The sequence below is a fragment of the Pantoea sp. X-Soil-TKNS-1207 genome (genome assembly GCF_059730485.1).
In genome coordinates this window covers 1875291-1887357 of the sequence record NZ_AP035958.1, presented here as the reverse complement: position 1 = coordinate 1887357, position 12067 = coordinate 1875291, and the positions used below count along the sequence as shown (strand labels likewise).

Here is a 12067-nt window from a genome sequence, read left to right as displayed (position 1 = left end):
AAGCACTCTCAAAACTATTTTCAGGGCGGTTATGACCAGACAACACGACAATAAAGACGAACGCCACCGTCTGCGGCAGAACGAAATTATCCGCGCCGCGCGCGAATGTTTCCGCCGTGAGGGCTTCCATGTCGCCAGCATGGCGCGGCTGGCCTCTGCGGCCAATCTCAGCGTTGGACAAATCTACCGTTATTTCCCCAGCAAAGACGCCATCATTGAAGAGATGGTGAAACGCATTGTTGATGCACGCGTCGCCGCGATGCGCGATCGGGTCGATAGCGATCATATCGCCGCCACCCTTGCCTGGCGCGAAAGCCTCAATCCTGAAGATGAGCTGCTGATGCTGGATGTCGCGGCGGAAGCGGGCCGTAATCCCCGGGTGGCCGCAATGCTGGAAGCCGCCGATGCCCGCATGTTTTGTCACGCCCGTGAGAAAGTGAGCGCCAGCCACCCCGAACTCAACGACGATCAGGTCAATGCCTGCGTCGAAGTCCTGGCGGTGCTATTTGATGGCACCGCCCTGCGCCGACTGACGCCACAGAAAGCGTCAGCGGTGACCCTGCAACACCTTTATCAGAACCTGATTTCACACCTAATTAAAGACAGAGGATAAATGACACCTGCACATTCTAATCGCCTGGTTTATGCCATCACCCTTGGTTTGCTCGCTGCACTTGGACCACTTTGTATCGATCTTTACCTTCCCGCCCTGCCGGAGCTGGCGGGCGACCTGCACACCGAAACCGCTACCGCACAGCTGAGTCTGACCGCTGGCCTGCTGGGCCTCGGCGCCGGCCAGCTGCTGTTTGGGCCAATGAGCGACAAATTTGGCCGCCTGCGCCCGCTGCTGCTCTCGCTGGTGCTGCTGTTTATCGCCTCGATTGGCTGCGCGCTGGCAAAAGATATCAACCAGCTGCTGGTGGCGCGTCTGTTCGAAGGATTAGCCGGTGCCGGCGGCGCCGTGCTGTCGCGTGCCGTGGCGCGTGATATGTATAGCGGTCATGAGCTGACGCGCTTTTTTGCCCTGCTGATGCTGGTTAACGGTCTCGCCCCGATTGCCGCACCGGTGCTGGGCGGCGTATTGATGACAGTACTGAGCTGGCGCGGCATTTTTGTGGTGCTCGGCTGCGTGGCCATTCTGCTGATCTTCCTCGCGCGCTGGAAATTGCATGAAACCCTGCCGTCAGAGCGACGCAGCCAGGGTTCGATATTCTCGGCCTGGGCGGCGCTCGGCCAGGTGGTCACCCACCGTCCGTTTATGGGTTTTTGCTTAACCCAGGGCTTTATGATGTCTGGCATGTTCGCCTACATCGGCGCATCCCCTTTTGTGCTGCAACAGATTTACGGCCTGTCGCCGCAGGCGTTCAGCTTCTGCTTTGCGGTCAACGGCGTGGGTCTGATTATCGCGTCACAAACCAGCGCACGTCTGTGCCCACTGTGGGGTGAATATCGCGTGCTGAAAGGCGGCCTGACGCTGGCATTTATCGCCTCCACCTGCCTGCTGTTGGCCGGGATCAGCGGTGCGGCATTGCCAGTGATCCTCGTGGCGCTGTTCTTCACCATCGCCAGCAACGGGGTGATCGCCACCACCGCGTCGTCACTGGCGATGCAGAGCCAGGGCCATCGCGCGGGCAGCGCCTCGGCGGTAATTGGCGTTACCATGTTCACCCTGGGCGCTATCAGCGTACCGGTGACGGGCCTCGGCGGCACCTCGGTGATCAGCATGACCGGCACCATCTTCGGCTGCTTTATGCTGGCGATTGTGATGTTCATTGCGCTGACGAAGAAGCCGAAAAGCGCCTGATTTGCCAACAAATAACCCGGACAACAAGCCATGCGGCTTGTTGTTTTGGGCCAGCCGCGTTAGCTTTAGGGAATGATCCGCATTGTGCCGTCCGGCAACTGACTTGAGGAGAGGTTCATGTCACTGCAGCAGGAAATCATTGAAGCCCTTGGCGTTAAGCCCGTCATCGACCCCCAGCAGGAAATTCGCGTCAGCGTTGATTTTTTAAAATCCTATCTGAAGGCCAACCCAGGCATTAAGACCCTGGTGCTGGGCATCAGCGGGGGCCAGGATTCCACCCTGACCGGTATTTTGTCGCAAACCGCGATTCGCGAACTGCGCGAAGAGACCGGTGATAACGACTACACCTTTATCGCTGTGCGTCTGCCGTATGGCGTGCAGGCGGATGAGCAGGATTGTCAGGATGCGCTGGCGTTTATCCAGCCCGACCGTTCGCTGGTGGTTAACATCAAAGAAGCGGTGCTGGCGAGTGAGCGCGCCCTGCTCGACGCGGGTGTGAGCTTGTCTGACTACATTCGCGGCAATGAGAAAGCGCGTGAGCGTATGAAGGCGCAGTACAGCATTGCCGGTATGACCAAAGGCGTCGTGGTGGGTACGGACCATGCGGCGGAAGCGGTGACCGGCTTCTTCACCAAATATGGCGATGGCGGCAGCGACATCAACCCCATTTTCCGTCTGAACAAAGGCCAGGGTAAACAGCTGCTGAAACTGCTGGGCTGCCCGGAGCATCTTTATCTGAAGCACCCGACCGCCGATCTCGAAGACGACCGTCCGGGTTTGCAGGATGAAGTGGCGCTCGGCGTGACCTATCAGCTGATTGACGCTTACCTCGAAGGCAAAACCATCGATGCGGCCTCGGCCAAAATCATCGAAGGCTGGTATCTGAAAACCGAACATAAACGTCGCCCGCCGATCACCGTGTTCGACGATTTCTGGAAAAAATAACCCCGCCCGGCGTTTTCCTGCTCCACACGGAAAACGCCCTTCTTCGCCCTATTTGAACCTTTTCTATGCCTGCACATTTACCGCGTGCGACCCTGATCGGTCTGAGCGCTATTTTACTCTGGAGCACCACCGTTGGCCTGTTGCGCAGCGTCAGCGAAGCCTTTGGCGCCACCGGCGGCGCAGCCCTGATTTACACCACCACGGCGTTATTGCTCTGCCTGACGCGCGGCGTGCCCGATGTCCGCCAGCTGCCCGCGCGCTATCTGTGGGGCGGCGGCCTGTTGTTTGTCGGCTATGAAATCTGTCTGGCGCTGGCGATTGGTCTGGCACGGGATCGTGCACAGTCGCTGGAGCTGGGCATGATCAACTACCTGTGGCCTTGCCTCACCATCCTGTTTGCCATCCCGCTCAACCAGCAGCGTTTTCGTCTGTGGCTGTGGCCGGGCCTGCTGCTGTCGCTGGCGGGGATTATGTGGGTGTTGCAGAGTCGGGGCGGCAGCTCGCTGTCCCAGCTCGGTCAGAACCTGCTGAGCAATCCGCTGGCCTACGGACTGGCGTTTATCGCCGCGTTCGCCTGGGGCCTGTACAACAACGTGACGCGGCGTTTTGCCAATGGCAAAAGCGGGGTCAACCTGTTCTTTGTGATCACCGCGCTGGCGCTGTGGATCAAATTTGCGCTGACGGAGCCATTCAGCTCGCTGCATTTCAGCCTGGTCCCGGCACTGGAAGTGTTGTTTATGGGCGTCTCAACCGCGCTGGCCTACTCTGCATGGAATCATGGCATCCAGCACGGCAACCTGACGCTGCTGGCGACGGCCTCGTATTTCACGCCGGTACTGTCGGCGCTGCTCGCATCGCTGTGGCTTGGCCTGACGCCGCCGCTGGCATTCTGGCAGGGGGTGCTGATGATCACGCTGGGATCGCTCATCTGCTGGCTGGCGACCCGCCGTCTGTAGCGGCTGGCGATAAAATGGTCACGCTGATATACTGGATGCACAACCAGTAACCGGAGTGATCCTTGGTCAGACGAGCCACAAGCTACCGCCTCGAATTTGATGCGGCCGCCATTTACCAATATCCCGACCATCTGCGCCAGTGGCTGGAAGGCCTGCCCAGCCAGCCCGGCGTGTATGTTTTCCACGGCGAAAGCGACAGCCTGCCATTGTATATCGGCAAAAGCGTCAATCTGCGCAGTCGCGTCATGTCCCATTTCCGCACCGCTGAGGAAGCCAGCATGTTGCGCCAGGCGCGGCGCGTCAGCTGGATCCCGACAGCGGGCGATGTCGGTGCGCAGCTGCTGGAAGCGCAGATGATCAAAACTCAGCAGCCACTGTTCAATAAACGCCTGCGTAAAAACCGTCAGCTTTGTTCGCTGCAACTGAACGATGACGCGCCGCAGGTGGTGTATGCGCGCGATCTCGATTTCTCCAGCTCGCCCAATCTGTACGGTTTATTTCGCAGCCGCCATGCCGCGCTGGAAAAGCTGAAAAACATCGCTGATGAGCAACGTCTGTGCCACGGTTTGCTGGGTCTGGAGAGTTTACGCGCCGGGCGCGGCTGCTTTCGTGCCGCGCTGAAGCGTTGTGCCGGAGCCTGCTGCGGCAACGAGCCGGTTAGCGCGCATCAACAACGTCTGCGCGCCGCGCTGGAGGATTTGCGCGTCATATGCTGGCCGTGGCAGGGAGCCGTTGGCATGGTGGAGCGCGGGGCCAGCATGACGCAGATTCACGTCATCGATCACTGGTTCTGGCTGGGTTCGGTCACTAGCGAGGCGGAAGCGCGTCAATTGCAGCGGGCGCCGCAGGGCTTTGATCACGATGGCTATAAAATTCTCTGTCGCCCGTTATTGTCGGGTGAATTCCCGTTGATCGTGCTGTAGAAACAAAACCGCCGACGCTGCCCAAAGCACAGCGTGCAATGGACAACGTCGGCGGTCTCAAACCGTTAGGCTTATGGCTTATTCACCATCTGCCGGCGGTGGCGGCATTTTACCGTCATGCGGGCGTTTCTCTGTCAGACGTTTCTCAAAATTCGCGTTGAACTGTTTTTTCTGCACAGGAGTCAACACGTTATAGAGTTTGTTCTGGGTTTCCATCATCGCAACGGCGCGATCTTTTGCATTGGCAGTCATTTTCTCTGCCTGAGCTTCGGCTTTGGCACGGTCGAAGCTGTCAGAAGCAATGATGGCGTGGTTGGCACGACGCTCTTCCAGCGAAGGACGTTTAAAGTCCTTGTGGCTTTCACGCATGATGTCATGCATTTGTTTTTTCTGGGCGTCGGTCAGGTTCAGACCTTTGAACATCATGTTCATGCCGTGGTGCATCGGCGGCTTATGCATTGGTTTCTCACTGCCGGCCGGCGGCGGCGTCAGGTTGTCTGCCGCAGCATGGACGATATTGGCAGCACCGAGAGCCATCGCGGTAGCCAGAAAGAGGGAAGTCAGTTTACGCATAATATTGTCCTTACTTTTCAGTTTCATGACGACAGCCTGTGTCGCGTCTTCGGAAACAAGCATACGACGCTGAACGTCAACTACTCAGAGTCTGAGTAAAGCCCTGAAAGCATAAAAGACAGAAATCAGTCAATCATGAAGAGAATGAGAAGATATGCGTGAAGAATTGCAAAAGAGTATGACAATAAAGGGAAAAACGCAGGAATTAAGGAGGAGTGTAACGGTTTTGTCGGCAAAACGAAAGAAGGTCGTGGTGGGATAAGGCACATTCTGTCGCGGCGCGATTTATCGCGTGAGTCTGACAGAACATGCCCTTGCCGCTAACGGCGTGCGATGAATTGCGTCGCTACAAACTCAACGCCTGAGTCTGTTCGTTCTCTTCCACCAGCATCAAGCCAGCACGTAAACCTGGCGCCACGTTTGGATTAGGAAACAGCACATATTCACGCGCCTGCTGCACGTAATAACGGGTTTCACCCTCCTCCGCCAGCAGGGTGCCGTGGGGAAACGCGGTAAAGTTGAGGGTTTCCGGTCCCATGTGCAGCACAAAGTCTTCACCATGACGGGTAATTTGCTGCGCCACGCGATAATGGCGCGGAGCCACCTCAACGTCGGGCAGCGGTTCGCCGTACAGCAGCGCCGCCAGCGCCTGATGCGCCGCGCTGAATTGGGTCAGATCGTTCTCGCCAAACGGCAGCGCCTTGCCCAGTTCCAGCGTGCAGCTGGCTGCGCCGTAATGCTCACAGCTGAAGTGCGTAAAGGTGCCGCCCGGCGAGCGGTGGAACACCAGCGCCTCCAGACCCGCTGCCGCCAGCCAGTGCATAAAGTCCTCCGGCCAGGGGCGTGTGTTCAGCGGCATTACGCCGAAACGCGCATGATAAGAGCCGCGAATCGCGGTATGCAGATCCAGATGCCAGCGCTTATCACTGCCATTGCACGCCTGCCAGAAGGTTTCCACCGCCTGCTCCAGCCGCAACGCTCGCCGCGCCTCGGGGACATCCGACACCTGTTGCCAGCGGCCACCGAACAGCCGGTTGATATCATATTGCTGATAACGCTTACCCTGGCGCAGCGCCTGCGGGTTGCCCAGCAGCACCAGCAGTCGCACCGCCAGCGGCTTTTCGCCGCGCAGCAACGGCGTCAGCAACAGGTTAAGTATCTCCACCGGCGCCGTTTCGTTGCCGTGAAGACCCGCCGATAACACCAGCGCCTGGGGCGTCGGCGCGTGCGGGGTTAAGCACAGAATGCCCTCATCAAGCCACTGCCAGCTCAGATGGGCATTCTCTCCCTGACGCTCATGCGGCACCCGGCCGGACAATGTTTGCTGTAAAAAGTCCTGCATCCTCTCTCCTTACATAGAACAAAGGGCGACGTGGTCGCCCCCGGCGTTAACGCTGAAATGCGTAGACACTGCCTAAGTCTAGCAGCTGTGTCAGTTCATCCAGCGCGGTGCGTCCTTCACGCAGCAGTTGGGGATCCGCCAAATCCGCCTGAGTTAAGCGATCGCGATAGTGACGATCGACCCAGCCATTCAGTGTGGCAAACAGGCGATCGTTCATCAGTACCGCTGGGTTGAGTGCCTGCCGTTCCGCCTCGGTCAGCACCACGCGCAGGCGCAGGCAGGCGGGTCCCCCACCGTTGCACATACTTTCCCGCAAGTCGAACACTTTCAGCTCACGAATCGGGCCGCCGCTCTCCACCAGTTCGGTGAGATAGCGCCATACGCCGCTATGCTGACGCGACTCCTCCGGCAGCACCAGCAACATGCCGCCATCGGCCCGCTGCAACAGCTGGCTGTTGAACAGATAAGTGCTGACCGCATCAGCCACCGATACCCGATCGCGCGGTACTTCAATGGCACAGAAACCGGGTACCCGCGCCTGTAAATCGGCCAGCAGCTGCGCTTGCTGCACAAAGGCCTCTTCATGGCAGAACAGCACCTGCTGGTTGCTGACGGCGATCACATCGTTATGAAACACGCCCTGATCGATCACCTGCGGGTTTTGCTGTGCGAAAACCGTACGTTCGCTATTGAGCTGATGCAGACGCGCTACCGCTTCACTGGCTTCACGCGTCTGGCGTGCCGGATAGCGCGCCGGTGCGGCGCCCTGCTGCTGACCGTCGCGGCCATAAATAAATAGCTGCACGCCAGCATCACCGTAATCCGCACCAAAGCGGTTATGATTCGCGGCGCCCTCATCACCAAACAGCGCCACCTGCGGCAACGCATCGTGCACGCTGAAGTGTTGCGGGTTGCGAAAGATAGCGCGCAACAGATCGGCGGTTTCTGGCGCTTCGATCGCGCGATGGAATTTGTTATTCAGGTTGGCGACGGTGAAATGCACGCGACCATCGGCGCTATCGGCTGACGGCGAAACCGTTGCGGCGTTTGCCACCCACATCGCCGACGCGGAACTGGCGGCCGACAGCAGCTGCGGCGCCTGCTGCGCCGCCTTTGCCAGCACCTGTTCATCGCTGCCGCTAAACCCCAGCTGGCGCAGCAGCGGCAGATTGGGACGTTCATGCGGCGGGATCACCCCCTGCACGTAGCCCATATCCGCCAGCGCCTTCATCTTCAGCAGCCCCTGCTTCGCCGCGAGGCGTGGATTTGACGGTTGCAACTGATTGCGCGTCGAGGCTTCATTACCAAACGACAATCCGGCGTAATGGTGCGTCAGGCCGACTAACCCATCAAAGTTGGCTTCGAACGCTTTCATTCTGCGGCTCCCGGCGCTGAGAAATCGAGGCCGGGCGATAAGGCGCCCGGCAGGTTAAGGCTGGGACTTTCCAGCGAGGCCATCGGCCAGGCGCAGTAATCCGCCGCGTACCAGGCGCTGGCGCGGTGGTTGCCGGAGGCACCAATGCCACCAAACGGGGCCGAACTGGCCGCACCGGTCAGCGGTTTGTTCCAGTTAACGATACCGGCACGCGCCTCCAGCAGCAGTTGATCGAACTGTTCACGCTGCGGCGAAATCAGTCCACAGGAGAGACCGTAACGCGTCTGGTTCGCGATACGAATCGCCTGCTCAAAGCTGTCGTAGCGCACCACCTGCAACAGCGGCCCAAACACCTCGTCATCCGGCAGCGACCGGAGATCGGTGACATCAATAATACCCGGCGTGATGATGGCGCTGTCGCGATCCGGCCAGTGCATCCCCAGCAACACCTTGCCGCCCATATCCACGCGTTGTTGCCAGGCGGCAAAAATCTGTCCGGCGGCCTGCGGAGAGATGACGCTGCCCATAAACGGTTGCGGTTCGGCATTCCAGGCGTCAGGACGCAGACGCGCGCTCACCTGCACCAGCCGTTGCAGGAACGCATCACCCGCCGCTCCCCGCTTCACCAGCAAACGGCGGGCGCAGGTGCAGCGCTGTCCGGCGGTAATAAACGCCGACTGAATGGCGATATGCACCGCGCCATCGATATCTGACGGGTCTTCAACGATCAGCGCATTGTTGCCGCCCATCTCCAGCGCCAGCATTTTTTCCGGCTGACCGGCGAACTGACGATGCAGGTGATAGCCGGTGGCGGCGCTGCCGGTAAACAGCAGGCCATCAATCTGGCTCTCCGCCGCCAGCGCCTGGCCGGTGTCGCGCCCGCCCTGCACCAGTCCGAGCACCCCGGCAGGCAGCCCGGCTTTTTGCCACAGCTGCACGGTTTTTTCCGCCGTCATCGGCGTCAGCTCACTCGGTTTAAACACCACGCAGTTCCCCGCCAGCAGCGCGGGTACGATATGACCATTCGGCAGATGGCCGGGGAAGTTATAGGGACCGAACACCGCCAGCACGCCGTGTGGACGGTGACGCAGCGAGCTTTCACCCTCGGCCTGTTCGCCGGTGCGGGTGTGGTAGGCCTTTACCGAAATGGCGATTTTGTTGATCATCGCCTGCACTTCGGTCAGCGTTTCCCAGCGCGGTTTGCCGGTTTCGCAGGCGATGGTTTCCGCCAGCGTGTTTTTATTGGCTTCCAGCTGGCGGGCAAACGCCTCAACCAGCGCCTGACGTTCGGCAAAAGGTCTGCGCGCCCAGTGCGGGAACGCGGCGCGCGCTGCTTCACATGCAGCCGCCACCTGGGAAGCCGAGGCCGACTTGCCCTGCCACAGCGTCTCACCACTTACGGGATTCTGTTTGCTGAAAGCGTCAGCGCCGCCAGTCAGCCATTGACCGTTAATAAAATGCGTCATGCTTTTTTCTCCTCGCGACCCAGCGTGACCACACGCAGGTTGTCGCCATAAGCGCAGCGTAATGCGCTACGCTGGCTGTCGTTGAGGCGCACGCGACCAGAGGCGATATCCACCGGCAGCAGCGCGACACGAAACTGTTGATAATCACTGTTCGCCACCAGACACAGCGGCCAGTCGCCGCTGGCTTCACCGGCTTCGGCGGTCAGCAGCTGACTTTTACGAATGGCGCGGATGCGGTCGATTTCGCACTCCAGCGTCGGGCCGCCATCGAAGATGTCGACGTAGTTCAGGTAGCGAAATCCTTCGGCTTCCAGCACCGCCCTTGCCGGCGCCGTTTTGGGGTGCACCACCCCAATCACCTTTTGCGCTTCTTCGGTCAGATAGTGGATATACAACGGATGTTTCGGCATCAGCTCGGCAATAAAGGCTTTCTGGCCGGTGCCGCTCAGGAAGTCGGCTTTGCTGAATTCCATCGAGAAAAAGCGGCTGCCGACGCTGTCCCAGAACGGCGAATGGCCGTTTTCATCACTGACGCCGCGCATCTCAGCCACGACGTGACGCATAAAACGATCGCGGAAGTTCGCCATAAACAGAAAGCGCGATTTGGACAACAGATGACCATTTTTGCCATCCCGATAATCCGGATCGAGAAACAGCGTGCACAGCTCACTGCTGCCGGTATGGTCGTTACTCAGCGACAGCGTTGGCAGGCTGGCATAGACATTCAGCTCTTTTGACGCATGAACCTGCGTTCCTACGCGGAAGTTGTACCAGGGATCCTGCAAGCCCACTGCCACTTCAATCGCGCAGATCCCCACCGCGCGATTATCTTCGCTATCGGCCAGCACAAAAACGTAGCCTTGCTCGGCGCGCGGTAACGCGCCCTGCCAGGTCAGCAGTGAACGTTCAATACGCGCCTGCAACGTATTGCTATCCACCGGAAGCGATGTCAGACCGCCGCCGGTTTTGCCCGCCAGCGACAGCAACTGCGCCAGATCGTCACGTTCGACGGGACGGATCACCATCATGATGAGGTTCCTTTCATTACACGTTCACAGGCGCGGGCAAATCGTGCCAGCCCTTCTTTCGCTTCCTGCTCGCTGATATTCAGCGCCGGGGCAAAACGCACCACGTTCGCACCGGCAATCAGCACCATCACGCCCTCTTCTGCGGCCGCGAGGTTGAACTGTTTCGCTTTACCGGCGAAGTCATCATTCAGCACTGCGCCAATCAACAGGCCCAGCCCGCGGATTTCCTTAAACAGCGGCAGGCGCTGGTTCAGCTCTTCCAGGGCGGCGACAAACCACTGATGACGTTCGGCCACCCCGTCCATAAAGGCGGGCTGATTAATCAGTTCCATCACTTTACCGGCGACCGCGCCCGCCAGCGGGTTGCCGCCGTAGGTGGTGCCGTGTGTCCCCACGCCCATCACCAGCGCCAGATCTTCGCGCGTCAGCATGGCGCCAATCGGGAAGCCGCCGCCGAGCGCTTTCGCGGTGGTCAGGACATCCGGCGTCACGCCGTAATGCATATAGGCATATAACGATCCCGTACGACCCACACCACTTTGGACTTCATCAAAAATCAGCACCGCGTGATGCTGATCGCACAGCGCGCGCAGGCCGCGCAGAAACGCCGGATCGGCAGGCAGCACGCCGCCTTCACCCTGAATCGGTTCAACAATCACGGCACAGGTATTGTCATTAATTAAGGCTGCGGCCGCGGCCAGGTCATTAAACGGCGCGTGTTCGATGGCGGGTGGCAGCGGAGCAAAATCACGCGAATAGGCCGGTTGACCGCCCGCAGACACGGTAAATAGCGTGCGGCCATGAAAGGCATTATTGAAAGCGACGATGCCATTTTTCTCCGCGCCGAAGCGATCATGCGCCACTTTACGCGCCAGCTTCAGTGCGGCTTCGTTGGCTTCAGCGCCGGAGTTACAGAAGAACACGCGATCGGCAAAGGTGGCATCAATCAGCTGTTTCGCCAGACGCAGGATCGGTTCATTGGTGTAACCGTTACCGGTATGCCACAGTTTGCTGGCCTGCTCCTGCAACGCCAGTTGCAGCGCCGGATGCGCATGACCCAGGGCGTTGACGGCGATTCCCCCGGCGAAATCGATGTAATCCTTACCCTGCTGATCCCAGAGAGTTGAACCTTCGGCACGCACCGGCACAAAAGCGGCTGGAGCATAAACCGGCATCATCCATTGATCGAAATCGTGACGTGAAACCTGCAGTGACATAACCATTCTCCCGCTCCACGGAAAGTGAAGCTTTTGTTTTAAAATTGTTAATAGCTGTTGAGTTGCAGCTCTACTGTAGATTGCAGTAACCGTGCCATCCAGAGAAAAAAATGCATAAATGGATTTCAACAACGAAATATCAACAACTTAACATCATGCTGTATTCACTATAAATGCATAAAAAGTGAATAACCGTCTGATGGCGCCTATATGCCAGAGAATTCTTAAGCGGATTTATGCATTCACAAAATGAAATATTACTTTTGTGATCGGGCAGCAAATATTTCGCCAGCATCGCGCGGCAGAAGCACCATTACGGGGCAATTTGCCCTGCTTCAGTGCGCATCGGCACGCTGCTGGTGCGGAAAAAGAGAGAACACTGCTGGCTATTTTTAATACGGCTTTTAACAATTCAATAACTGAAGAGGGGATAATTTT

The 12067-nt window shown here is 58.5% G+C and carries 11 protein-coding genes; 5 read left to right on the top strand and 6 right to left on the bottom strand.

The annotated features are described in order from the left end of the window. Positions 1–31: 31 nt before the first annotated feature. The 5 genes from AC6I8V_RS08860 to cho all read left to right on the top strand — a co-directional run bounded on the left by AC6I8V_RS08860 (position 32) and on the right by cho (position 4628). The gene (locus AC6I8V_RS08860) at positions 32–613 is read left to right on the top strand and encodes a TetR/AcrR family transcriptional regulator (RefSeq protein ID WP_497845499.1); all 582 of its coding nucleotides are present in this window, start codon (positions 32–34) and stop codon (positions 611–613) included. Continuing rightward, positions 614–1804 carry a multidrug effflux MFS transporter gene (locus AC6I8V_RS08855; RefSeq protein WP_497845498.1) on the top strand — a complete coding sequence of 397 codons (1191 nt, stop codon included), beginning with the start codon at positions 614–616 and terminating at the stop codon, positions 1802–1804. 117 nt (positions 1805–1921) lie between these two features. Then, positions 1922–2749, top strand: a complete 828-nt coding sequence (gene nadE / locus AC6I8V_RS08850; protein ID WP_497845497.1) for an NAD(+) synthase — start codon at positions 1922–1924, stop codon at positions 2747–2749. A gap of 65 nt (positions 2750–2814) precedes the next feature. Next, entirely contained in the window at positions 2815–3705 is an 891-nt protein-coding gene (yddG, locus tag AC6I8V_RS08845; protein WP_497845496.1) for an aromatic amino acid DMT transporter YddG, read from the top strand. A 62-nt stretch (positions 3706–3767) separates the two neighbouring features. Then, positions 3768–4628: an excinuclease Cho gene (gene cho / locus AC6I8V_RS08840; protein ID WP_497845495.1), complete on the top strand. Its 861-nt coding sequence runs from the start codon at positions 3768–3770 to the stop codon at positions 4626–4628. A gap of 78 nt (positions 4629–4706) precedes the next feature. Here the strand turns inward: cho and spy are convergent, their stop codons facing one another. The 6 genes from spy to AC6I8V_RS08810 all read right to left on the bottom strand — a co-directional run bounded on the left by spy (position 4707) and on the right by AC6I8V_RS08810 (position 11629). Beyond that, a complete protein-coding gene (gene spy / locus AC6I8V_RS08835) occupies positions 4707–5201 on the bottom strand; it encodes an ATP-independent periplasmic protein-refolding chaperone Spy (RefSeq protein WP_497845799.1) in 495 nt (164 codons plus the stop codon). 346 nt (positions 5202–5547) lie between these two features. Next, entirely contained in the window at positions 5548–6543 is a 996-nt protein-coding gene (gene astE / locus AC6I8V_RS08830; RefSeq protein WP_497845494.1) for a succinylglutamate desuccinylase, read from the bottom strand. A gap of 46 nt (positions 6544–6589) precedes the next feature. Next, complete coding sequence (astB, locus tag AC6I8V_RS08825; RefSeq protein WP_497845493.1) at positions 6590–7918, bottom strand: N-succinylarginine dihydrolase; 1329 nt, start codon at positions 7916–7918, stop codon at positions 6590–6592. Further along, positions 7915–9384, bottom strand: coding sequence for a succinylglutamate-semialdehyde dehydrogenase (gene astD, locus AC6I8V_RS08820; protein ID WP_497845492.1), 1470 nt, complete (start codon positions 9382–9384; stop codon positions 7915–7917). Before astD ends, astB begins: the two co-directional genes overlap by 4 nt. Continuing rightward, positions 9381–10412, bottom strand: coding sequence for an arginine N-succinyltransferase (gene astA, locus AC6I8V_RS08815; RefSeq protein ID WP_497845491.1), 1032 nt, complete (start codon positions 10410–10412; stop codon positions 9381–9383). The genes astD and astA overlap by 4 nt, the downstream gene beginning before the upstream one ends. After that, positions 10409–11629 carry an aspartate aminotransferase family protein gene (locus AC6I8V_RS08810; protein WP_497845490.1) on the bottom strand — a complete coding sequence of 407 codons (1221 nt, stop codon included), beginning with the start codon at positions 11627–11629 and terminating at the stop codon, positions 10409–10411. The genes astA and AC6I8V_RS08810 overlap by 4 nt, the downstream gene beginning before the upstream one ends. Positions 11630–12067 lie beyond the last annotated feature (438 nt).